Origin of the sequence: Bifidobacterium sp. AGR2158 (genome assembly GCF_000424225.1) — a bacterium.
GTDB lineage: Bacteria > Actinomycetota > Actinomycetes > Actinomycetales > Bifidobacteriaceae > Bifidobacterium > Bifidobacterium anseris.
Window position 1 is genome coordinate 15,252 of record NZ_AUJM01000013.1, and the last position, 24,132, is coordinate 39,383.

The 24,132-nt window shown below is 67.6% G+C and carries 18 protein-coding genes and 1 pseudogene; 9 read left to right on the plus strand and 10 right to left on the minus strand.

What is annotated here, in order from left to right:
* Positions 1-53: 53 nt before the first annotated feature.
* The 4 genes from uvrB to G606_RS0104820 form a co-directional block, all read right to left on the minus strand.
* On the minus strand, positions 54-2,165 hold the full coding sequence (gene uvrB, locus G606_RS0104805; protein ID WP_026644995.1) for an excinuclease ABC subunit UvrB: 2,112 nt from the start codon (positions 2,163-2,165) through the stop codon (positions 54-56).
* 8 nt (positions 2,166-2,173) lie between these two features.
* A complete protein-coding gene (gene coaE / locus G606_RS0104810) occupies positions 2,174-2,824 on the minus strand; it encodes a dephospho-CoA kinase (protein ID WP_026644996.1) in 651 nt (216 codons plus the stop codon).
* A gap of 169 nt (positions 2,825-2,993) precedes the next feature.
* Positions 2,994-4,475, minus strand: coding sequence for a 30S ribosomal protein S1 (gene rpsA, locus G606_RS0104815; RefSeq protein WP_026644997.1), 1,482 nt, complete (start codon positions 4,473-4,475; stop codon positions 2,994-2,996).
* 181 nt (positions 4,476-4,656) lie between these two features.
* Complete coding sequence (locus tag G606_RS0104820; protein WP_026644998.1) at positions 4,657-5,553, minus strand: bifunctional methylenetetrahydrofolate dehydrogenase/methenyltetrahydrofolate cyclohydrolase; 897 nt, start codon at positions 5,551-5,553, stop codon at positions 4,657-4,659.
* A gap of 130 nt (positions 5,554-5,683) precedes the next feature.
* Between G606_RS0104820 and G606_RS09970 the strand changes: the two genes are divergently transcribed.
* The 3 genes and pseudogenes from G606_RS09970 (at position 5,684) to G606_RS0104835 (ending at position 8,589) form a co-directional block, all read left to right on the plus strand.
* Positions 5,684-6,715: a metal ABC transporter solute-binding protein, Zn/Mn family gene (locus G606_RS09970; RefSeq protein WP_051198570.1), complete on the plus strand. Its 1,032-nt coding sequence runs from the start codon at positions 5,684-5,686 to the stop codon at positions 6,713-6,715.
* Positions 6,716-6,865: 150 nt separating this feature from the next.
* Positions 6,866-7,399: pseudogene (locus G606_RS11525) on the plus strand (ATP-binding cassette domain-containing protein); the annotation flags it as partial.
* 356 nt (positions 7,400-7,755) lie between these two features.
* The gene (locus tag G606_RS0104835; RefSeq protein WP_026644999.1) at positions 7,756-8,589 is read left to right on the plus strand and encodes a metal ABC transporter permease; all 834 of its coding nucleotides are present in this window, start codon (positions 7,756-7,758) and stop codon (positions 8,587-8,589) included.
* Positions 8,590-8,751: 162 nt separating this feature from the next.
* On the opposite strand, the gene G606_RS0104840 is transcribed toward G606_RS0104835, so the two are convergent.
* Positions 8,752-9,246: a 2-C-methyl-D-erythritol 2,4-cyclodiphosphate synthase gene (locus G606_RS0104840; protein ID WP_026645000.1), complete on the minus strand. Its 495-nt coding sequence runs from the start codon at positions 9,244-9,246 to the stop codon at positions 8,752-8,754.
* Complete coding sequence (locus G606_RS0104845; RefSeq protein ID WP_026645001.1) at positions 9,243-9,839, minus strand: CarD family transcriptional regulator; 597 nt, start codon at positions 9,837-9,839, stop codon at positions 9,243-9,245. The genes G606_RS0104840 and G606_RS0104845 overlap by 4 nt, the downstream gene beginning before the upstream one ends.
* Positions 9,840-9,975: 136 nt before the next feature.
* Here G606_RS0104845 and glgB point away from each other — a divergent pair, with 136 nt between their 5' ends.
* From glgB to G606_RS09980, 3 genes are all read left to right on the plus strand, one after another.
* Positions 9,976-12,228, plus strand: a complete 2,253-nt coding sequence (glgB, locus tag G606_RS0104850) for a 1,4-alpha-glucan branching protein GlgB (RefSeq protein ID WP_026645002.1) — start codon at positions 9,976-9,978, stop codon at positions 12,226-12,228.
* A gap of 26 nt (positions 12,229-12,254) precedes the next feature.
* Positions 12,255-12,971, plus strand: a complete 717-nt coding sequence (locus G606_RS0104855) for a response regulator transcription factor (protein WP_026645003.1) — start codon at positions 12,255-12,257, stop codon at positions 12,969-12,971.
* 68 nt (positions 12,972-13,039) lie between these two features.
* Positions 13,040-14,101, plus strand: a complete 1,062-nt coding sequence (locus G606_RS09980; protein ID WP_231371420.1) for a sensor histidine kinase — start codon at positions 13,040-13,042, stop codon at positions 14,099-14,101.
* 117 nt (positions 14,102-14,218) lie between these two features.
* Here G606_RS09980 and G606_RS0104870 read toward each other — a convergent pair whose 3' ends face one another.
* Positions 14,219-14,983, minus strand: coding sequence for a ComF family protein (locus G606_RS0104870; protein WP_155802783.1), 765 nt, complete (start codon positions 14,981-14,983; stop codon positions 14,219-14,221).
* A gap of 51 nt (positions 14,984-15,034) precedes the next feature.
* Complete coding sequence (locus tag G606_RS0104875; RefSeq protein WP_034523736.1) at positions 15,035-15,841, minus strand: HAD-IIB family hydrolase; 807 nt, start codon at positions 15,839-15,841, stop codon at positions 15,035-15,037.
* A 94-nt stretch (positions 15,842-15,935) separates the two neighbouring features.
* Between G606_RS0104875 and G606_RS0104880 the strand changes: the two genes are divergently transcribed.
* Positions 15,936-16,364, plus strand: coding sequence for a metallopeptidase family protein (locus G606_RS0104880; RefSeq protein WP_026645006.1), 429 nt, complete (start codon positions 15,936-15,938; stop codon positions 16,362-16,364).
* A 10-nt stretch (positions 16,365-16,374) separates the two neighbouring features.
* Here the strand turns inward: G606_RS0104880 and G606_RS11180 are convergent, their stop codons facing one another.
* Both G606_RS11180 and G606_RS0104890 read right to left on the minus strand, forming a co-directional pair.
* Positions 16,375-17,916 (minus strand): DUF5719 family protein, encoded by a 1,542-nt coding sequence (locus G606_RS11180; protein ID WP_026645007.1) that lies wholly within the window; start codon positions 17,914-17,916, stop codon positions 16,375-16,377.
* Positions 17,913-21,011, minus strand: a complete 3,099-nt coding sequence (locus tag G606_RS0104890; protein ID WP_026645008.1) for a glycosyltransferase family 2 protein — start codon at positions 21,009-21,011, stop codon at positions 17,913-17,915. Before G606_RS0104890 ends, G606_RS11180 begins: the two co-directional genes overlap by 4 nt.
* Positions 21,012-21,197: 186 nt before the next feature.
* Between G606_RS0104890 and G606_RS09985 the strand changes: the two genes are divergently transcribed.
* A complete protein-coding gene (locus G606_RS09985) occupies positions 21,198-22,655 on the plus strand; it encodes an LCP family protein (RefSeq protein ID WP_442852242.1) in 1,458 nt (485 codons plus the stop codon).
* A gap of 65 nt (positions 22,656-22,720) precedes the next feature.
* A complete protein-coding gene (locus G606_RS09990) occupies positions 22,721-24,049 on the plus strand; it encodes an LCP family protein (protein ID WP_026645009.1) in 1,329 nt (442 codons plus the stop codon).
* Positions 24,050-24,132 lie beyond the last annotated feature (83 nt).

Below are 24,132 nucleotides of genomic sequence, written 5' to 3' on the forward strand. Positions count from 1 at the left end.
CGTCGCCGACGCGAGCCATCCGCGTCGGCGGCGCACGCAGGCCGCCGATCGGCTCAGCGCTTGGCTTCGGTCATCGCGCGCAGCTCCTTCTTCAGGTCACGGATCTCGTCACGCAGGCGCGCGGCGAGTTCGAACTGCAGCTGCTCGGCCGCCGTGTGCATCTGGTCGGACAGCTGGCGGATCAGGTCGGCGAGGTCCTGCGCCGGCAGTCCCGCCTTGAGGATCTCCTCGTGGCGCCTGTCGGCTTCCTTGGGATCGAGCGTGGGGACGCCCAGATGCGTGTTTCCGGCCTTGCCCGCGTTGCGGTAGCCACCTTCGAGCAGCGTCTGCGTGTCCACGTCCTCCTTGGCGAGCATGTCGTTGACGTCGCTGATCTTCTTGATGAGCGGCTTGGGGTCGATGCCGTGCTCCTTGTTGTAGGCGATCTGGATCTCGCGGCGACGCTCGGTCTCCCCGATCGCCCGTTCCATCGCCGCCGTCATGTCGTCCGCGTACATGATGACGGTGCCTGAGACGTTGCGCGCCGCGCGACCGATCGTCTGGATGAGCGAGCGATAGGACCGAAGGAAGCCTTCCTTGTCCGCGTCGAGGATCGCGACAAGCGAGACCTCGGGCAGGTCGAGGCCCTCGCGCAGCAGGTTGATGCCGACGATGACGTCGATCTTGCCTTCGCGCAGCTCACGCAGCAGCTCGACGCGCCGCAGCGTGTCGACGTCCGAATGCAGATACTCGACCTTGATGCCGCGTTCGAGCAGATAGTCAGTGAGGTCCTCGGCCATCTTCTTCGTCAGCGTCGTGACGAGCGCGCGCTCGTTTCTGGCGACCCTGTCCTTGATCTCGGCGAGCAGATCGTCTATCTGGCCGTCGACGGGACGCACCTCGACCTTCGGGTCGACCAGTCCGGTCGGGCGGATGATCTGTTCGACGACGCCGTCGGACAGGCCGAGCTCGTAGTCGCCGGGCGTCGCCGACAGATAGACGGTCTGCCCGACGCGTTCGAGGAACTCGGGCCATTTGAGCGGACGGTTGTCCATCGCCGACGGCAGGCGGAAGCCGTGTTCAACGAGCGTGCGCTTGCGGCTCGCGTCGCCCTCGTACATCGCGCCGATCTGCGGCACCGTCACATGCGACTCGTCGATGACGAGCAGGAAGTCGTCGGGGAAGAAATCGAGCAGCGTATGCGGCGGCGTGCCCGGCGCGCGACCGTCGAAGTGACGCGAGTAGTTCTCGACGCCGGAGCACACGCCCACCTGCGAAAGCATCTCCAAATCGTAGGTCGTGCGCATCGACAGGCGCTGCGCCTCGAGCTCCTTGCCCTGTTTGCGCAGCTCGGCGACGCGTTCGTCGAGCTCGCGCTGGATCGATCCGATCGCCTTCTCCATGCGTTCGGGGCCGGCGACGTAATGCGAGGCCGGGAAGATGTGCACCTCGTCCTGTTCGCCGATGACGTCGCCGGTGAGCGGATGCAGCATCGAGATGCGGTCGATCTCATCGCCGAAGAACTCGATGCGCACGGCGAGCTCCTCATAGACCGGGATGATCTCGACAGTGTCGCCGCGCACGCGGAAGGTGCCGCGCGTGAACGCGATGTCGTTGCGCTTGTACTGCATGTCCACGAACAACCGCAGCAGCCGGTCGCGGTCGATCTGCTGGCCGCGTTTGAGGAACAGCATGCGCCCTGCGTACTCCTCCGGCGTGCCCAGGCCGTAGATACACGAGACGGTCGCGATGACGACGCAGTCGCGGCGCGTGAGCAGGTTCGCCGTCGCCGCATGGCGCAGACGCTCGACGTCATCGTTGATATTCGAATCCTTCTCGATATACGTGTCGGTCTGCGGGATGTACGCCTCGGGCTGGTAGTAGTCGTAGTACGAGACGAAGTAGCTGACGGCGTTGTCCGGCATCAGCTCGCGGAACTCGGCGCACAGCTGCGCGGCGAGCGTCTTGTTCGGCTCGATGATGAGCGTCGGCCGCTGCAGACGCTCGATGAGCCACGCCGTCGTCGCCGTCTTGCCGGTGCCGGTCGCACCCATGAGCACGACGTCGTTCTCGCCGTTCTCGATGCGCGTGGCGAGCTCGTCGATCGCCTGCGGCTGGTCGCCGGACGGCTTGTACGGCGATTTGACGACGAACGGCTTGTTCGTGCGTTCGATGTTGAATCCCATGACGTTCCTCACTCCCGCTGTCCGTCGGCGAACCATGCCGCGACAAGCCTATCAACACATTCGAACATCTGTTCTATCGGCTGCGACGCGTCGATGACGACGTCCGCGTAGCGCAGCCGCGACGCATCGTCCCCCTGCCCGCTGACGCGCACACGCGCCTGCTCCGGCGTCATGCCGCGCGTCGCGACGAGACGGCGGACGCGTTCGTCGGCCGGCGCGACGACGCAGACGACCGAGTCGAACGTGAAGGGAATCGTATCCATGACCTCGCCGAGCAGCGGCACGTCGTGGACGATGACATGCCTCCCTCCCCGCGCGAGGATGCTGCGCTCGCGGTTGCGCGCCAGATCGTAGACGTTCGGATGCATGATGCCGTTGAGCGTCTCGAGTGCATGCTCGTCGGCTCCGGCGCCGAACACGCGTTCCGCCAGCACCTTCCTGTCGATGCCGCCTTCGGCGTCGACGACGTCGGCGCCGAAGGCCTCGGCGAGCGGCGCGATGATCGGCGAGCACGGCTCCTGCAGGATATGCGCGAGGAAGTCGTAGTCGATGACGTCGGCGCCGTCGGCGGCCATGCGCGCCGCGACGGTGCTCTTGCCGGCGGCGATGCCGCCGGTCAGCCCGACGCGCACGAAGCGTCGTCCGCTCTCCCCCTGCATATGCGTGTCCTTCCTCGTCCGGTCATTGACGTCCACATCGTAGGCGCGCCCGCATCGGCGTGTCAACCGACACGGCGCCGGACGCCGTCGACGGAAAAAACAAGAGGGGGCGTCGCGCGCTCACATGCGCACGACGCCCCCTCAGTCGAAAGCCCTAGGGCTCAGCGGCTCACTTCTTCTCGTTCAGCAGCTGCTCACGCAGGGCGGCGAGCTGATCGGAATCGGCGAGGGTGCCGTTGGACTCGGAATCGGAGGAGTAGTTCGAGATCTCTTCGACCTTCTCTTCCTTCGGGGCGTTCTGGCCGTCCTCGGCGGCCGAAGCCTCGGCGTTCTCGAGTTCCTTGGCGACGAACTCCTTGTGCTGCTCCCACAGGTCGTGGGCGGCGGCGTACTGGGATTCCCATTCCTCGCGCTGCTTCTCGTATCCGGCGATCCATTCGTTGGTGTTCGGGTCGAAGCCTTCCGGATACTTGTAGTTGCCTTCCTCGTCGTACTCGGCCGGCATGCCGTAGAGCGCCGGATCGAAGTCCTCGGAGGCCGGGTCGACGGAGTCGTTGGCCTGCTTGAGCGACAGCGAGATGCGACGACGGTCGAGATCGACGTCGATGACCTTGACGAAGACCTCTTCGCCCGGCTTGACGACGGTCTCCGGGTTCTCGACGTGACGGTTCGCGAGCTCCGAGATGTGCACGAGGCCCTCGATGCCGTCCTCGACGGAGATGAAGACGCCGAACTGGACGATCTTCGTGACCTTGCCGCGCACGATCTGACCCGGCACGTGGGTGCGGGCGAAGCGCTGCCACGGATCCTCCTGCGTCGCCTTGAGCGACAGCGAGATACGTTCGCGGTCGAGATCGACGTCGAGCACCTCGACGGTGACCTTGTCGCCGACCTTGACGACCTCGGACGGGTGGTCGATGTGCTTCCAGGAGAGCTCGGAGACGTGGATGAGGCCGTCGACGCCGCCAAGGTCGACGAACGCGCCGAAGTTGACGATCGACGAGACGACGCCTTCGCGGATCTGACCCTTCTTGAGCTGCGAGAGGAAGGTCTCGCGCACTTCGGACTGGGTCTCCTCGAGGTACTGGCGACGCGACAGGACCACGTTGTTGCGATTCTTGTCGAGCTCGAGGATCTTCGCCTTGATCTTCTGGCCGATGTACGGCGAGAGGTCGCGCACGCGGCGCATCTCGACGAGCGACGCCGGCAGGAAGCCACGCAGACCGATGTCCACGATGAGGCCGCCCTTGACGGCTTCGATGACGGTGCCCTCGACGACGCCGTCCTCTTCCTTGATCTTCTCGATGTCGCCCCACGCACGCTCGTACTGCGCACGCTTCTTCGACAGGATCAGACGTCCTTCCTTGTCCTCCTTGGTGACGACAAGGGCCTCGATGGTGTCGCCGACCTTGACGACCTCATCCGGATCGACGTCCTTCTTGATGGAAAGCTCACGGGAGGGGATCACACCCTCGGTCTTGTAGCCGATGTCCAGGAGGACCTCATCGTGGTCGACCTTGACGACCGTGCCCTCAACCAGATCACCATCGTCGAAGTTCTTGATGGTGGAATCGACTGCCTTGATGAAGTCATCGACGGTGCCGATATCGTTGATGGCAACCTTTTCGACTTCCTTATTGTTTTCTGCCATTAATGTGGTTCTTACAAAATAGTGGATGGATAGTATCGTTCTTCAGTTATCTGCTGCGGCGCGCGCATCACGCGCGCGTGCGGCCATTAGTCAAGACTATCGCGAGCCATGCCCAAAACCGCACGCAGCATTTCGGGCGTGTCGTGCCTTGCCGTCTTCCCCAACAGCCGCCCGCGTCCCGTTATTCCGCGGCCGGCGTGCCGACGCCGGCGGCGCGTTCGGCCATCTCGACGACGTTGCGCAGCAGCATCGCGCGCGTCATCGGCCCCACGCCGCCCGGATTGGGAGTGTACGCGCCGGCGACCCCATAGCAGCCGTGGTCCACGTCGCCGTGTACGCGCATGCGGCCGTCGGCGTCGGGCAGCCTTGAGACGCCGACGTCGACGAGCACGGCGCCGGGCTTGACGTCCTCGGGACGCACGAATCCGGCGCGCCCGACGGCGGCGATGACGACGTCGGCCTCGCGGATGTGCGCGGCGACGTCCTTCGTGCCGGTGTGGCATAGCGTGACCGTCGCGTTCACGTCGGCGCGCGTGAGCATGAGGCCGATCGTCCTGCCAATCGTGATGCCGCGTCCGAGTACGCACACCTGACGGCCGTCAAGGTCGATGCCGTAGTGCTCCAGCAGCGCGAGCACGCCGCTCGGCGTGCACGGCAGCGGCGTCGTCAATGCGCCTCGCGTGTGCAGGACGAGCTCGCCGAGGTTGTACGGATGCATGCCGTCGGCGTCCTTGGCCGGATCGATCGCGTCGATGACGGCGTTCTGGTCGATGCCCGCGGGAAGCGGCAGCTGCACGATGTAGCCGGTGCATGCCGGGTCGGCGTTGAGCTCGGCGACGACGTCGAGCAGCTCCCGCTGGCTCGCGTCGGCGGGCAGCTCGCGGCGGATCGACGCGATGCCGACCTCCTGGCAGTCGCGGTGCTTGCCGGCGACGTATCTGAGCGAGCCGGGGTCGTCGCCGACGAGGACGGTCCCCAAGCCCGGCACGACGCCGCGCTCGCGCAGCGCGCGTACGCGCTGTGCCAAATCCTCCTTCACCTGAGCGGCGACCGCCTTGCCGTCGAGTATCATTGCCATGAGGAAACCCCCTTCGTTGCCGTGGAACGATGTGCCTTGCCGTATCGTACGATACCGGCGCGCCAACGCGCCGCCGGAAGCAGCCCACACGTGACGCGACGCCAGTCTTACGCAAAGGAAACCACTGCTCATGGGCATACGCACCTCGTCACATCGTCTGCGGTCGGCCGTCGCGTCCCTCGTCGCGCTCGCGCTCGCGGCCACGCTCGCCGGATGCGAGCGCATCGGCGCCGACGACGCCTCCCCTTCCGCATCCGAGACGGCCTCCGCGGGGCCGCTCACGGTCGTCTCCTCGCTCAACCAGTGGGGCTCGCTCGCCGCGCAGATCGGCGGCGACGACGCGAAGGTCACGTCGATCCTGTCGTCGACGACGACGGACGCCCATGACTTCGAGCCCACCGCCAAGGACATGAAGACGCTGCACGACGCGGACGTCGTCATCGTCAACGGCGCTGGCTACGACTCATGGGCGAGCAAGAACCTGCCGGCGCAGACGACGCTCGTGTCTGCCGCCGACATCGTGGGCGCGATGGACGGCGACAACCCCCATCTGTGGTTCTCGCGCGACGCGCGCTACGCGATGGCGGACGCGCTCAAGAACACCTTCGCGAGGCTGCGCGCGAAGGACGCGAAGTCCTTCGACGCCAATCTCGCGGCGTGGAAGAAGAAGGAGGACGCGCTCGAGAAGCGCATCGAGGCTTTCGGCAAGGAGCACGACGACCTCACCTACGCGGCGACCGAATCGGTCGCCTACTATCTGATGAACGACATGGGCTTCGAGGACAGGACGCCGGCCGGCTACGCGCGCGCGATGGCATCCGAGGCGGAGCCGTCCGCGGCCGATGTGCGCGACTTCCAGCGGCTGCTCGGCGACGACGGCGTGCGGTTGCTCGTCAACAACCCGCAGGAAGAGAACGAGACCACGCAGGGCTTCGTCGACGTCGCGCGCAAGGCGAAGACGCCGGTGCTCGACGTCACCGAGCAGATGCCTCCCGACTACGCCGACCTCACCGGCTGGATCGAAGCGCTCTTCGACACCGTCGAGCAGGACATGACCACGTGCAGGGACGGCGAGAAGGACTGCCCTGTCGACGAGTCAGGGGACGCCGCGAACGGCGGCAACACCGAGCAGGACCGCGCCGTCAACGAAGGGGACGACTGAGTGCCGCGGGCGCGTCGCTCACGAACGTCGACATGTCGTCTGCGAGCGGCGGTATGCGGCGCCCAGGCAATCGTTATTGAGAATCATTGTCAATAGCGATTGCGATACTGTTCGCGTCCCAACGCGTCACATCAGCGGAAAGGAGCCATAATGCAACACCCCGACGAGGCGGAAAAGGAGGGTCCGAGCGTCGAATGTCGTGACATCGCCGTCAAACGCGGCGGCGTCACAATCTGGAGCCATGGCACCTTCACGATCCCGCGCGGCACCGTCACGGCGATCGTCGGCACCAACGGCGCCGGCAAGACGACGCTGATGAAGGCCGAGCTCGGCCTGATACCGCTGTCCCACGGCACGATGAAGGTGCTCGGTGCGGCGCCGGGCGAGCGCAACGCGCGCATCGGCTACGTGCCGCAGAGCTACACGAACGACATCGATTCGAGTCTCACCGCCGAGCAGTCGGTGCTGCTGGGGCTGACCGGCACGCGCTTCGGTTTCCATCCGGTGACGCGCCGCCAGCGTGCGAAGGCGCGCGAGGCAATGGAGTTCATCGGCATCGCCGACAAGGCGCGTCTGCGCCTGTCGGAGCTGTCGGGAGGCCTGCGCCAGCGCGTCGCGATCGCGCAGGCGCTCGTGAGCGATCCCGAGCTGCTCATGCTTGACGAGCCGCTCGCCAACCTCGATCTGGCGAGCCAGCGCACGACGGTGCGTATCCTCTCCCGTCTCAACACCGAGCTCGGCATGTCGATCCAAATCGTCGCCCACGACCTCAACATGCTACTGCCGATCCTCACCGGCGCCGTCTATCTGCTCGACGGCCACCCGCACTACGCGCGGCTCAACGACGTGCTCGACTCGCGGCTGCTCACCCATCTGTACGGCACGAAGGTGCAGGTCGTGACGACGCCGCAGGGCGACATGTTCGTCACGCCGAACCTGTCCGAACCCGGCGGCTGCGACATGCATGATGCCGCCGAGGTGGCGCGCTTCCACCGCCACGGGCACGCGCAGACGGACCCGACGCAGCAAGGAGCGACGCAATGACGACCTTCACCTTCGACCCTGCATGGACGACGACGCTGACGGCGCCGTTCATGGTCAACGCCTTCCTCGCCGGCCTGTGCATCGCGCTGGCCGCCGGCGTCGTCGGCTATTTCACGATCGCGCGGCATTCGACCTTCGCCGCGCACGCGATCGCGCACATCGGCCTGCCGGGCGCGACCGGCGCCGTGCTGCTCGGCCTGCCGGTCGCCGTCGGTCTCGGCGGCTTCGCGCTCGCCGGCGCGCTCGTCATCGCCGCGCTCGGCAAACGCGCCTCGGAACGCGAGATCGCCACCGGCACCGTCCTCGCCTTCGCCACCGGTCTGGGCCTGTTCTTCGCGCGCATGTCGAGTTCGGCGTCCCAGCAACTGCAATCGATCCTCTTCGGTTCGATCCTGACGATCACCAGCGACCAGATCGTCGGCTTCGCGATCTTCGACGCCGTGCTGCTCGTCGCGATGGCGATCGTCTACCGTCCGCTGCTGTTCAGCTCGCTCGACGAGCAGGTCGCCCAGGCCAAAGGCGTGCCGATCGGCGCCATGAACGCGCTGTTCATGGCAATCCTCGCCGGCGTCATCACGATCGCCGTACCGGCCGTCGGCACGCTGCTGATCTTCGCGCTCGTCGTCACCCCGGCGGCGACCGCCACGACCGTGACGACGACGCCGCTGCGCGCGATCGTCGTCTCGACGCTGCTGTGCCTCGTCTCGATCTGGGGCGGCCTCGTGCTTGCGGCGATGTTCCCCGCTCCCCCGAGCTTCGTCATCGTGACGCTGTCGACGCTGTTCTGGGGTGTCGCGAAGGGCGTCGAGGCGCTGCGCCGCCACGGCTGAGCGTCCCGACGCCCCCGGCGCGCATCGTCAGGCCACGGACACGAACATCACGAAGAAGCGGCCCGTTCCTCCATGCGTGACATGGAGGAACGGGCCGCTTCTTCGTGATGTTCGTTATGAGTGTTGCGCCAATGCGCGCGGACGTCCAAGATTGCGCCCCGCTCAGTGCGCGTCGTCGACCTGCACGAGCGCCGTCGCGATCGCGGCGATGCCCTCGCCCCTGCCGGTGAATCCCATGCCGTCCGTCGTCGTCGCCGTCAGCGCAACCGGGCATCCGCAGATCGCCGACATCGCCTGCTCGGCCTCATGACGGCGCGGTCCGATCTTCGGCCGGTTGCCGATGACGGCGATGGATGCGCTGCCAGGGAGGGCGTCGTTGTCGCGCAGGTGCCGCACCGTCTCAGCGAGCATCGCGGCGCCGGCCATGCCGGCTCCCCGCGATGCGGGGCCCACGCCGAACAACGTGCCGATGTCGCCCAGTCCGGACGCGGCGAGCAGCGCGTCGATGAGCGCATGCACCGCCACGTCGCCGTCCGAGTCGCCGTCGACGCCGGCGCCATCCCAGCGCAGCGTCGCAAGGAACAGCGGACGGTCGACGCCGTCGGCGACGAAGCGGTGCGCGTCGAAGCCCAGTCCGGTGCGCGGTGCGGCGCTCACTTCTTCTTCGTCTTCTTGTTCTCGGCCTCGAGGCGCGCGAGAGTCTCGGACGCCGGCTCGTCGGGGGCCTGCGTGTGGTGGCCGTCGTCGCCGGGCTGCGGCTCGCTGTAGCCGAGGTTGACGTCGAGCAGGCGCTGCGCTTCCTCCTCCTCGATCTTCTCCGACAATGCGATCTCCGAGGTCAGGATGCTGCGGGCCTTCGTCAGCATGCGCTTCTCGCCGGCGGACAGGCCGTGCTCGTCGACGTCACGCTGCGCCAGGTCGCGCACAACCTCGGCGATCTTGTTGACATCGCCGGTCGATATCTTCTCGACGTTGAGCTTGTACCGGCGCGACCAGTTCATCTCCTTCTCGATGATCGGGGTGCGCAGGATCTCGAACACCTTCGCCACCTCGTCGCCGTCCACGATGTCGCGCACGCCGACCTTCTTCACGTTGTCGACGGGCACGAAGATCTCAAGGTCATCGGAGGAAAGCACCGAAAGCTTGAGATACTCACGTGTCACGCCTTTAACAGTCCGTTCGGTAATGGCCTCGATCTTCGCCGCGCCGTGGCGCGGGTACACGACCATATCGCCGACCTTGTAGCCCATGAATCCTCCGTGAGAAAAATCAGAAACGCCAACAATCATGCCATTTTGCGTGGACTTGGTGGAAGATTGGAAAAAAAGATGGCGAAAACCGTGAATCCGCTCGTGCCGTCGGGAAAACATGCGTATTCTCGGATACATGACAAACTTCACATTCAACGAGAAAGCCATCGTCCCCGTCAATGACGATCAACTGGACGAGGTCAGCAAGGGCGCGTTCTACAACCCCCACGAGATCCTTGGAGCCCATCAGGGCCCCGCCGAGTTCCCCGACACCTGCACGATCCGCGTGCTGCGCCCGGGCGTGCAGTCCGTCACGATTGTCACCGCCGACGGCGAATACCCGATGAAGCCGGAGCACAATGGCGTCTTCGTCACGCTCGTGCCGGCCGTCAGGACGAAGGACGGCTACGGCGTGCCCGACTACCGCATCCGCACCGTGCGCGCCGACGGCACGACCGTCGTCGAGAACGACCCCTACCGCTATCTGCCGACGATCGGCGACATGGACCTCTACCTGTTCGGCGAGGGCCGCCACGAACGCCTGTGGGAGGTCATGGGCGCCCACGTGCGCCGCTACGACGACCCGCTCGGCGGCAACGACGGCACGAAGGGCGAGCGCGTCGTCGGCACGTCGTTCACCGTCTGGGCGCCGAACGCGCACGCCGTGCAGGTCGTCGGCGACTTCAACGCCTGGGACGGCACGTGCCACGCGATGCGCGAGCTCGGCTCCTCGGGCGTCTGGGAGCTCTTCGTCCCGGGCGTCGAGGCCGGCGAGATCTACAAGTTCCACATCCTCAACGCCTACAACAACTGGGAGATGAAGGCCGACCCGATGGAGCGCTCGCACGAGGTGCCACCGCGCACCGGTTCGATCGTCGTCGAGTCCACGCACGAATGGCAGGACGGCGACTGGATGAAGCGCCGCGCCGAGTCCGATCCGCATCAGGGCCCGGTCAGCATCTACGAGGTGCACGCCAACAGCTGGCGCAAGGACGTGCACGACTACCGCGAGCTCGCCGACAAGCTCGTCCCCTACGTCCAGAAGCTTGGGTTCACGCATGTGGAGTTCATGCCGCTCGAGGAGTACCCGTTCGCGGGCTCGTGGGGCTATCAGGTCACCGGCTACTACGGCGTGGATTCGCGCCTGGGCGGCCCGGACGACTTCAAGTACCTCGTCGAGCGTCTGCATGAGGCAGGCATCGGCGTCATCATGGACTGGGTCCCCGCGCATTTCCCGAAGGACGCGTTCGCGCTGGGCCGCTTCGACGGCACGCCGCTGTACGAGGATCCCGATCCGACGCGCGGCGAGCATCCCGACTGGGGCACCTACATCTTCAACTTCGGCCGTCGCGAGGTGCGCAACTTCCTCGTCGCCGACGCGTGCTTCTGGCTCGACGAATACCATATGGACGGCCTGCGCGTCGACGCCGTCTCCTCGATGCTCTACCTCGACTACAGCCGCGAGCCCGGCCAGTGGCATCCGAACAAGTTCGGCGGCCGCGAGAACCTCGAGGCAATCGACTTCATCAAGGAGGCGAACGCCACCGCGTACAAGAACAACCCGGGCATCATGATGATCGCCGAGGAGTCGACCGCGTATCCGGGCGTCACCGCGCCGACCGACCAGGGAGGCCTGGGCTACGGCCTCAAGTGGAACATGGGCTGGATGCACGACACGCTCGAGTATCTGCATGAGCAGCCGATCAACCGCAAGTGGCACCACAACGAGATCACGTTCTCGATGGTCTACGCGTATTCGGAGCACTACGTGCTGCCGATCAGCCACGACGAGGTCGTCTACGGCAAGGGCTCGCTGTTCGGCAAGATGCCGGGCGACGACTGGCAGCGCTACGCCGGCGTCCGTTCGCTGTTCGCCTACCAGTGGGCACATCCGGGCAAGAACCTGACCTTCATGGGCAACGAGCTCGCGCAGTACGGCGAATGGGACTACAACAGCCAGCTCGACTGGGACTGCCTCAACTGGCCGGACCACCGCGGCGTGCAGGCGCTCGTCGCCGACCTCAACAAGCTGTACAAGGAATCGCCGGCGCTGTGGAGCCAGGACTTCACGCCCGACGGCTTCCAGTGGCTGACAAGCGACGACGCCGACCACAACACGCTGAGCTTCGAACGCATCGGCGCCCACGGCGAACGCATGGTCGTCGTCGTCAACTTCTCGGGCACCGCATGGGCCGACTATCAGGTCGCGCTGCCGCTCGGCGGCCGCTGGAAGGAGGTCCTGACGACCGACGACAAGAAGTACGGCGGCTCGGACATCCACAACACGGACATCGAGGCGAACGCCGGCGCGTACCATTCGCGTGAATGGTCGACGCGCATCACAGTGCCGGCACTCGGCGCCGTGTTCCTCGTCCCGGACAACGACTGACCCGAAGCAACCAAGGACTGGTGATTATGGTCGCACACGTACAGATGCCGAACTCCTACACGATCCTCGTCGTGGAGGACGAGCCGACGCTCGCCACAGCCATCGCGCAACGTCTCACCGCCGACGGCTGGAAGGCCCGCATCGCCTCGGACGGCATCAGCGCCGTGAAAGCAGCCGCCCAGCTCCGCCCCGATCTGATCGTCATGGACGTCATGCTCCCGGGCATGGACGGCGTCGAGGCGACGAAGCACATCGTCGCGCAGCGCCCCGTGCCGGTGCTCATGCTCACGGCGCGCGACGACGAGTCCGATGTCATCATCGGGCTCGGAGCCGGCGCCGACGACTACATGACCAAGCCGTTCTCGATGCGCGAGCTCGTCGCCCGCGTCAAAGCGCTGCTGCGCCGCGTCGAACGCGCGAAGGTCATCGCAAGCAAGTCGGAGCATGAGAAGATCCTCGACTTCGGTTCGCTCGTCATCGACCCGGCGACGCGCCGCGTGACGCTCGACGGCGAGACCGTGCACCTGACGCCGACCGAGTTCGACCTGCTGACGACGCTCGCGCGCAAACCGAAGTCGGTGCTCACGCGCGAGCAGCTGCTCGAGGAGGTCTGGGACTGGGTGGACGCCTCCGGCACGCGCACCGTCGACTCGCACGTCAAGGCGCTGCGTCACAAGCTCGGCGCCGCGACGATCCGCACCGTGCACGGCGTCGGCTACGCCTTCGAGCCGCCAGAACAGTGATGGCGAAGCAATGCTCCCGTCCCGGTGCGCCGGGACGGGAGCATGCCGAGGGACAGCGCCCCATCGGCATGTTCTCATCACTGCGCGCCGAACTGAGTCTCCTCATCGTCGTCGCGACGATCCTCGCGTTCGTCATCGCGTGGCTCCTGTCGATCACCGGCATCAACGGATGGCTGTCGATGCCGGTGACGATCGTCGTCACGCTCGCGTTCACCTACTTCACGTCCCGCGGCCTGACTCGGCCGCTCGGGCAGATGCGCGACGCCGCCGAGGCGATGGCGCAGGGCGACTATTCGGTGCGCATCCACCTCAACAAGGACTCGAACGACGAGATCGGCCAGCTCGCCGAATCGTTCGACACGATGGCCGACGAACTCGAACACGCCGACCAGATGCGCCGCGACATGATCGCGAACGTGAGCCATGAGCTGCGCACGCCGGTCTCGGCGCTCCAGGCGATGGTCGAGAACATGGCCGACGGCGTCGTCGAACCCACGCCGGTGAACATGGAGAACATCCTGAGCCAGACGCACCGGCTGTCCGACCTCATCTCCTTCCTGCTCGACATGTCGCGCGTCGAGGCGGGCGCCTCGAGCCTTGAGATCGAACGGCTCAACGTCGCCGAACTCATCGACGAAACCGTCGGTCCGCTCGAATACGCCGACGCCGGCCACGGGCACACGATCGAGCAGCGCGTCCCCGACGACCTCGTCGTCGAAGGCGACGAGGCACGCCTGCGACAACTGCTGACGAACATCATCGCGAACGCGCTCAAGCATTCGCGCGACGACACGGCCGTGCTCGTCGAGGCGCATGCCGGCGAACACGGTGACACGGTGATTATCAACGTCGTCAACTTCGGCTCGGACATCCCCAAGGAAGTGCGCAACGACATCTTCCGCCGCTTCGTCAAGGGCACGTCCGGCCCCGGCACCGAATCCGGCGGCACCGGGCTCGGCCTGTCAATCGCGCGATGGGCGGCGAAACTGCACGGTGGCGCCGTCCAGGTCGTCGACGACCCGCGCGGCGTCGACTTCGAGATCACGCTGCCGGTCACGCCGCCCGATCCGCAAACGCTTCAGGAGCAGGCGGCGGGAAGGGACTCCGAGGCCGCCTACGACGGCCAGTGAAACCCACTCCTCCACAACCACGTGACGGCCATACGCAGATGGTGCGGCGCCCCGTCGGGGCGCCGCACCATCTGCGTATGCCGTATTCCCCTATCCCTATCCGTCAGCCCGCGCATCTCATCGGCAGCCGTCGCCCGCGCCGTCATCGGCGTCGCCTTTGTCTTTCGGCGGCGTGTAGGCGAGCGCGAAGGCGGTGAGCACGTCGTGGCCGGCGTCGACGAGCGCGTCCGCGCATGCGCCGATCGTCGCACCGGTCGTGACGATGTCGTCGAGCAGGACGAGCGGCATCGTCGAAGCTGGCCATATAGCGTCGTCGACGATGATGCGGCCGTGGATGCGGCGCATGCGGTCGCGCGCGCCGTGGGTCTGCACCGATTTGCCGTGCACGGCGTGCACCCGCAGCATCGGGAGGACCTGCGTGTCGGATAGTCCGCGGCTACGGCAGTGCGCGGCGAGGGCGTCGGCGAGCGGGTCCAGATGACGGCGGCCGCGGCGGCGTGTGGAGCGCGACGACGAGGGTGCGGGCACGATGCCGATGCCGGTTGGCATGGGATCGAGTGCGGCGATGATCGGTGCGCCCGCCGTGTCGAAGAGGTCGGCGAGGGCGTCGGCGAACGGGCCGTCGGCCTCGGCGTCGCCGTGGTCCTTCCATGAGAGGATGGCGTGACGGACGGGGCCGCGGTAGGTGCCGCAGGCGATGCCGTGGCCGGCCGCGCTGCGCGGCAGCGTGAAGGCGACGGGTCGGCGCAGGGCCTGCGCACATTCGGTGCACAGGACGGCGTCGGGGCATGCGCAGCCGGCGCAGCCGCGTGGCAGCAGGACGTCGCGCAATTGGCGCCATGCCGCCGCGAGCGCGTTCGTCATCGCTTCCGTCGCGGTCATCTCGGTTCCCTCGCGGTCGTCGTGGTGGTCCTGTCGTGCGTGCGTCGTCTGTCAGTGGCGCAGGCGCGTGTTGATGGCGTTGATGAGCCGGAGGGTGTCTTCGGGGCCTGTGACGCGGATGGCGATCGTGCCGGCTGCGGCGGCCGGGTAGTCGTTGCCGTCGGGGTCCATGCGGTCGCCGATGAAGGCGACCGAGGCGACGTCGACGCCGGTGGCGCGGGCGAGTTCGCGTACGGCGTAGGCTTTGTCGATGTCGCGTGCGGAGATGTCGACGCTTGTGGAGCCGCCGGAGCGCACCTTGAGGTTGGGCAGGTCGTGCTGGACGGCTTCGGCGAGCCGGTTCTTCTTGGCGTTGTCGGGGTCCCAGCGTTCCTTGGCGTCGACGGGCGCCTGCTGGCCGAGCGCGGAGTAGGTGATCTGGCTGCCGCGGTCCTCGATGATCGGACCCCAGGTGTCGTCGGTCCAGATGCCTTGTTCGCGTGCGTGGCGTTCGAGGGAGGCGATGGCGGCTTCGCGGTCGGCCTGTGACAGGTCGCGTTCGTAGATCTTGGCCCATGCGGCGCCGTCCCAGTGGTAGTAGCGTGTGCCGGTCGTGGGCATGAGGTGCAGGTTGGCGCGGTCGGCGTCGGCGGTGAGCATGTCGGTGACCTGGCTTTCGATGAGCGGCATGACGCCGCCGGAGACGATGGCGACGGGGATGAGCGTCGTCAGTTCGCTCAGTGCCTCGGCGATGTCGGCATGCATGGGTTTCTTCGATCGCGCGAGCGTGCCGTCGAGGTCGAAGGCGGCGACGCGCATGCGTGCGCACAGCGCGTCGACGTCCACTTCGCTGCTTTGGGCGATGTTGGGTTCGTTCATCGTTCACCACTTCCCCGTCTTGTTCCTGGACATCCTTGTATCCTACCGTGCCTGCGTGATGTGGGTGCGGGCGTGGTCGGCTACAGTGGAGGCCATGACCCAGCTTCCTTGGAATGCCAAAGTGTATCGCAATCGTCATGGCCGTGGGATGCGCACGCCGATGTTCGGCACGCGTCTGCCGCGGTATCGGACGCGTTCGGGGCTGTTCGACGATCTCGTCGTCGCGCAGATCCGTCGTCTGTCGGCCGCGTGGCCAGAGCTTGTGCGGCCGTTGCAGTTCGCCGTGGAGGATGTGCCGCCGTCGTCGCCCGCGCCGTGGGAGCGCGAGCCGCGGCTGTTCTCGCAGGCGTTCCCGGCCGAGCATGGCGCGCCGGCGCGCATCGTGCTCTACCGGCTGCCGATCCAGACGCATGCGGTGAACCGCACTGATCTGCAGTTGGCGATCCGCGACGAGATCGTCGAGTCGATCGCCGAGCTCTATGGGCGCCGCCCCGACGAGATCGACCCCGATTTCGGCCTGTGACGGACGCCGCTCAGCGTACGATGTCCGGATCGTTGAAGGCGTGCACGAGGTGCCGCGGCACGTCGAGGCTCGTCGCCGGCACGTAGGCGAGCGCGGCGGTCTTCGCGTCGCGCAGCGTCGTGTTCGTCACGAACGCGCCCCACACGATCGTCAGGTCGGCGTCGGCGACGCGGATCGCGGCGACGCGTTTGCCGAGGTCGGCGCTGTTCAGCGTCGTCGACGAGTCGGCGTCCACTTTGACTGTCTTGGTGCCGGTTTCCTCGCCGTGCTCGTCGTAGCCGGCGAAGGTGATTGTCGCGCCCTCGGCGCCGGCGTTGGCGACCGTGAGCGTCGCGGCGGCGCCGTCGGGCAGCGTGAGCGCGGACTGCGCGTAGGCGGTGTGCGCGTCGATGACGGTGTAGTCGCGTCTGCCGTCGGCGCCTTCGACGGTGCTTTGGGCGGCGATGGCGCAGGCGGCGTCGCTTTGTGCGAGGATCGCGTGGGCGTCCTTGGGCCGGTCCTTGAGTTCCTTGAGCGTGACCTTGCCGCCGCGCGCGTCGAGACGGCCGATGTCGATCAGGCCGTGGTCGCTCATCCATGACAGCGTGACCGCGGTGTCCTTGTCCGCGTATGCGCTCAGCGTCGTGGCCGCGTCGCCGTCGGGCAGCATGATCGTCTGCGTCGTGGAGGCGTCGGGCAGCGGCGTCACGTAGTCGTTGCCGTGCGGCGTCAGGCCGTCGATCGCGACGGAGCGCACGACGGCGGCGATCGGCGCGTCGTGGCTCGTCACGCTCACGTACAGGCCCTGCTCGTCGGGGGCGGCGGCGTTGAGCAGCATGTCGGCGCTCGCGTTCGCGCCGACGGTGAGGACGGACGACGTGGCCGGCGTGATCTTGCCGTGTTTCGTCCCCCATATCGCGATGTCGACGCTCGTGGGCTTGTCGGACGGGTTGGCGACGACGAGCTGCTGCGTGTTGCCGGTCGTTGTGCTCGGTACGAGGAAGCGTTGGGTCAGGGCGGGCGACACGCAGGAGGCGGCGGCGATGCCGGGGATGTCGCCGGTCGTCGCCCATGAGGCGACCGACCCGGTCGATCCGGTGCCGTCGGCGGCGGACAGCAGCCGCGTGTCGAGGAGCGTGGCGTCGGCGTCCTTGTCCTGACCGGCGATGAAGACGTCGGCGTCCTCGTCGCCGTTCGCGCCTTCAAGGACGAGGCCGTCGGCGGATCCGGAGGCGCCGAGCGCATCGGCCTGGGCGTGGAAGACCGAGCCGAAGGCCGCGTAACGGCGCGCCGAGGCGAGGTCGCCGGTCGATGTGTGGAACTCCTCGTCGCCGTAGGAGGCCGAATCGGCGATCGTCATCGCGGCCGGGCAGTAGCGCAGCGTCTGCTTGGCGCTCGCCTGTTCGGAGATCGTCGCGTCTGCGACGGCGGGCGCGTCGTGCGCGCCGGAACGCGGCGGCACGATCGTCAATGCGGCGAACAGCGCGATGACGGCGACGCCCGTCACGACCGTCGTCACGACGGTGCGCGTCCTGTGCGCGAAGTCGTCGAGACGGTTCGGTTCATCGCTCATTGCTGTTCCTCCTTGCTGACGCCGCGGCTGCGCGGTATCGCGACGATGATGTAGACCGCGACGAGCACGGCGAGGCACCATAGCCATGCCGTGCGCCACGGGCTCGTCTCCATGCGCCGCTGGTCCGTCGTGTCGATGCGCTGGGACGCGGTGGCATCGAGCGTGAGCCGGTAGTACGTGCCCTGCGCGTTGGCGACGACCTCCTGCGTGCCTTGCGAAGCGGTCACGTTCGCCTGGAGCTGTTCGCCGGCGCGCACGCTCAGGTCGCGTCCCTCGTCGGTGACGACGTAGATGCCGCCGAAGCCGAGGTCGGACAGCTGGCGTATCGCGTCGTTGTCGCTGTTGGCGAGCAGGCTGGCGGCGATGTGGGCGAGCTGCTCGTCGTCGGTGTGTCCCTCGTGGTCGAAGGCGCGGCTGACGCGCCACGCGGCGGAGCTGTCGATCAGGTCGCCGCGGCCGGTGCGCATCGCCGTGTAGGCGACGGTGTCGGCGTTCGTGGCCGCGAGCGCGAGCACGCGCCGGTCGGGGTCCTGCGCCAGATAGTCCTGGGCGACCATCGGCAGGCCGTCGCCGGTGATGGCGACGCCGCCGGCTTCGGCCGTCTGAACGCCGAACAGCAGGCATACGGCCGTCATCGCCGTCAGGAACACGGTGACGGCGCCCTGCACGATCGTCGTCGCGCCGAATCGGCGCGTGCGGTCGGTGACGAGACGGTGGAAGGGCGTGACGCCGGGGCCGGCCGCCATCGCCACGCAGGCAAGCATGCCGCATGCGGCGAGCGCGACGCCCGGCAGCACCGATCCGGCGGCGGCGCCGTCCGGCGTGGCGGCGATGACGACGACGGCGGAGGTGACGGCGAGCATGAGGCCGCACAGCGTCACCGTCCACAGGATGCGGCATGGGCGCAGCATACCGGGGCGCAGCAGCGTGAGCAGCGCGATGACGGCGCATACGATGCAGCACAGCACGAGCACGGTGCGCGTCAGATCGTCGCCGGCGAGCGCCGCCGACCATGTCGGCGCCTGTTCGAGGCCGAAGGCGCGCCATACCATCGTCGTCAGTCCGATCGCCTCCGGCGCGCCGTTGACGGGGGCGCCCGGGATCATGACGTCGCCGAACAGCTGGCGCCACATGCCGTCGCCGGCGTAGCGCACCGCGTTGACGAGCGTCGGCGCGAGCGCGAACGCGGCCGGCAGCGGGATGAGCAGCAGCATGAGCCGGTGGCGGCGCACGAAGACGAGGAACGCGACGAAGATGACGATGAGCGCGAGCAGCAGCTGCGGTTCGGCGGCGACGGCCGGGATGAACAGCAGCGCGGCGGCCGCGGCGGCCTGCACGGATGAGCGCGGGTTGACGGGATCCTCGGTGCGGTACATGCCGACGGCTTTGAACGACAGCGCGAGCGCGGCCGGCAGGAATGTCATGACGGTGAGCATCGGCAGGTTCGCCGTCGAGTACAGGCCGAAGGCGAGCGACAGGCCGTACCAGCACAGCGCGGAGGCGACACGGATCGGGTTGGAGCGGGTGACGACGCCGGCGAGCGCCCAGAACGACAGGACGCTTGCAGGGGCGGACAGGAAGAAGATGAGGGCGAGCGCGGCGGCGACGTGGCCGGCGGTGAACACGGACGCGGCCATGAGCACGAGCAGCCATGGCGAGGGCGGCGCGGGGATGCCGGTGCCGATGCCGTAGACCCAGGGGGTCGTGGCCGCGGCGGCGAGCTGGCGCCATCCGGCATCGGTGGGCAGCAGCTGGTTCGAGAGAATCGATTCTCCGGAGAACGCGTGGCGCAGGATCGGCCAGTACATGGCGGCGGTCGCGGCGAAGGCGAGCGCGGCGGCGGCGAGCGCCCACGCCCAGCGGCGGATGCGTCGGCGGCGCAGGTGGACGACGGCGAGCGGGTCGAGGATGACGTTGCCGCGCTGTTCGTCGAAGGCCCGCGAGCGCGCCTTCCATTGGCGGATCTGACGGCGGTCGGCGATCAGCGGCGCGAGCGTGGCGCGCGGCACGTGGCTTGCGGCGGCGATGCGGTGGCGTGCGGCGAGCGCGCCGGGGACGGCGGCGAGCGCGGCCCATGGCATGACGAGGCGGCACATCGCCCGGTAGGGGCGTTTGCGGAACAGCAGTGCGACGGCGTCGCCGAGTGCGGTGAACAGTCCCAGGATCCACGCCAGCGGCCACCAGGGGGCGGCCATGTCGGTCATCGCGTATTTCTGGGCGCAGACGAGCTGCGTCATCGACGAGTCGACGGCGGCGTCGGGTTCGATCGCGCCGCCGTCGCGCGAACGCACGCCGTCGTAGCGTGCGCGCCGGTGCGCGATGCGCGCCTCGGGCACGACGACGACGCGGCGCCCGGACAGGCACAGGCGTCGGCAGAGGTCCTCGGATTCGTCGAAGGTACCGAACCACGGGTTGGCGCCGTGCACGGCGGCGAGCGTGTTGACGGGCACGAGGGCGCCGGCGAGCGAGACGGAGAAGACGTCGCGCCGTCCGTCGTACTGCTCCTGGTCGGGTTCGCCGTCGACGACGAGGGAGACGACGCGTCCGCGCGCCGCGTAGCAGCCGACGCCGTGCAGCGCGCGACCCTCCCAGTCGAGCTGCTTGGCCCCCAGCAACGCGGCCGTCGGCGAGTTCGCCCATGCGTCGAGGAGCCGTTCGAGGCAGTGGTCGTCGGCGGGGCGGGATTCGTCGTGCAGCAGCCACAGCGTCTTCGTCGACGTGTCCACCTGCGCGTTGCGCAGCACCTTGGTGACGGCGTCGGCGAAGGAGCGGGCCTGGGCGACGCGCACGATCTGGATCGAGATGCGCTGCGGCTCGGGCATCGTCTCGAGCACGTCCTCCTTCGTGGGGATGATCTCGAAGCTCGTCTGCACGGACTGCACGGTGCGCCCCGAGCAGTCGGCGACGACGATCGTGGACGGCAGCACGCTCTGGGCGAGCACGGCGCGCAACGTGCGGGGCAGATAGCGCAGGTCGTCCTCGACGGTGATGACGGCCGTCACGTTCGCCTCGGCCCGCTGGCTGTGCGAATACGGCCGCGATGCAAGGGCACCGCCGATGATGCGCTGGATCTCACTGTTGCCCGAGAGTGTCATGCGTCCCAGTGTACGCAGAAGGGTATATCCGCCCTTGGCCGCCCCCCTGGAGCGCCTTGAGGGGCGGCACGCACGGCTTTCTCACCGTCATGCCCTATAATCGCATATGATTGCACGTCGGCGGCATGGGGCCGCGCACGCGCATGGGGACCCCGCGACGGGGAACGACGCACGAAAGGTGGACCGTTGGCCTCTCATACCGCGAAGAAGACACGTGAAGCGTATCTGGGCAGCTCCCGCAAGGCGAGGCCGCGGCACAGCGCCGTGGCATGGCGCATCCGCCACCGCGCGCTCGTCGCCGTCGCCTGCGTCGTCGTCGCCGCGCTCGTGTTCGCGTCCACGGCCGTGGCCTCCACATGGCTCAACCTCAACCAGGCCGTCCAGGAGGGCGCCGTCAAGACCGTCTTCGTCGACGAGGAGAAGCTCGACCCCAACGAGGGACGGCCGATCAAGTTCGTCCTCATCGGCCAGGACACGCGCGACGACGGCAACGCCGACCTGTCCGGCGGCCTGCACGACGGCGAGGACGGCCTGCACAACGCCGACACGACGATGGTCGTCGACATCAGCGCCGACCGCAACTTCATCAACATCGTCTCGATCCCGCGCGACTCGATCGTCGACGTGCCCAACTGCCGCACAAGCGACGGCAAGGACATCCCCGCCCAGTACGGCGTCATGTTCAACTCGGTGTTCTCCACCGCCTGGCGCGAGGGCGGCGACCTGTCGACGGCGGCGAGCTGCACGGTGACGGCCGTCAACGCGCTCACCGGCATGCACATCACGAACTTCATCGTCGTCGACTTCAAGGGTCTGGCCGACATGATCGACGCGATCGGCGGCGTCGACGTGTGCATCCCGGTCGACACCGTCGACGCGAACACCGACATGGACCTCAGGAAGGGCATGCACCACCTCGACGGACGCCAAGCGACGAACTACGCGCGCATGCGCCACGGCACCGGCACCGACGGCAGCGACATCATGCGCACGACGCGCCAGCAGTACCTGATCAAATCGGTGATCGCCGAGGCTATATCGAAGAACATGTTCACGCAGACGAGCGAACTCTACCAGCTCGCACTCGCCGCGATCCGCTCGCTCAACATCAGCTCAGGCATGGCCGACACGAACGCGCTCGTCGCGCTCGCGTTCAGCCTGCGCCACCTCGACGTCTCACACGTGTACGCGCAGACTGTGCCCGTCGTGCCCGCCCCCTTTGACCCCAACCGCGTCGTATGGGCCGACAACGCCTCCGAGGTCTGGGACCGGCTGCGCGACGACCGTCCGTTGTACGGCGACGACACCAACGACGACGCTGCCAAGGACGACGGCAAGAACGACAACAACAAGGACGACTCCGCGAACGGCAACGCGACGGCCACGCCGGAACCCACCGAGACGGGCTACGGCACGGGCGACGAGACGCCCGCCGATACGCCGTCGGCGCAGCCCTCACCGACCGTCGATCCGAAGACCGGCCTGATCAAACAGGAGGACGGCACGCTCATCGACCCGAACACGAACGGCGTCGTCGACCCCGAGAACGGATCGATCCGCGACCCCGAGACCAACCAGTACATCGGCATCGCCTACCAGTACCTCAACACGACGATCTGCTCGGTGCCCGCGAAACACGAATGACCGACGGACGCCGCCGGCCACGGGCCGCGGCACGATGAGGGCGCAAGACGCCCCGTGGAGGAACGATGAGCAACACCGATGATCCGACGACACCGCCGAGCTTCGCGCCCTCGCCGCGCCGCAGACGCGACGCGGACGGCGCGACGCCGCGCACGACATCAGACATGACACCGGATGCGGCGTCGGCGGCTCCCCCGAGCTTCGCGCCGCACGCCCGCACGGCCTCCACCGGATCATCGCGCCCCTCCTCCACGCGTCCCGCCTCAATCCCGCCGCGCACGTCCGGTCGGCGCACGACATCCGAACGGCGCGTGCCGCCGCCGACCGCCGCATCGTCCGCGTCGACCACATCATCCACACCGTCCTCGTCATCCGCACCATCCGGCGCCCGCGCCCGCACGGCGACGGCATCGTCGGGCGGCGCCGCGGTCGCACGCCGGCGCCATCCGCACCGCGCGCGCAGGATCGTCGTGGCGATCCTCGCGACGCTGCTCGCCATCGCACTGATCGGCGGCCTGAGCGTGTGGCACTGGGTCGACTCCGGACTGCGCCGCGCCGACTGGCTCACCGACACCCCCTCGGGGCCGGCGACCTCATGGCTCATCCTCGGTTCAGACGAACGCGATGGCACGACCGGCCAGGACGGCACGACCGGCGAACGCACCGACACAATCCTCGTGCTCACCAAGCCGAAGAACGGTCCGTCGTCGCTGATCTCGATCCCGCGCGACTCGCTCGTCGAGGTCGACGGCGCATTGAGCAAGATCAACGCCGTGCTCGGCCTGTACGGCAGAAAGCCGCTCGTCGCGAAGGTCGAAGACATCACCGGCCAGAAGATCGACCACGTCGCGAAAATCAACTTCGGCGGCCTGACGACGATCGTCGACGCGCTCGGCGGCGTCGAACTGTGCTACGACCAGGACGTGGACGACGAGAAGTCCGAGATGCATTGGAAGGCCGGCTGCCACGTCGTCGACGGCAAGCAGGCACTCGCCTTCTCCCGCATGCGCTACTCCGACCCGCAGGGCGACTTCGGCCGCGCCCAGCGCCAACGCCAGGTCATCGGCGCGATCGCGAAGGAGGCGGCCTCGCCCTCGACACTGCTCAACATCCCCAAGCTCACGCGCGTCGGCGACGCGGCGATGGCGGCGATCAGCGTCGACGACCCATCGACGCCGGCGACGATGGCACGTATGCTGCTCGCCTTCCGCGACGCGTCCGGCGCCGGCGGCATCACCGGCACCGTGTACTGGACCGACCCCGACTACTACGTCGACGGCGTCGGCTCGTCGGTGCTGCTCGACGACGCGCGCAACACCGAACTGTTCTCCCAGCTCGTCGACGGCACGCACAAGGCCGGCGTCGTCGGCACGCAGGCCGAACAGCAGGGCTGACCGCACCGGCGCACGCCCGTTGCACCGAAAAACCGCCGCGACACACTTTCATTGCGCCGACGGCGAACACCACGGCGTACGAC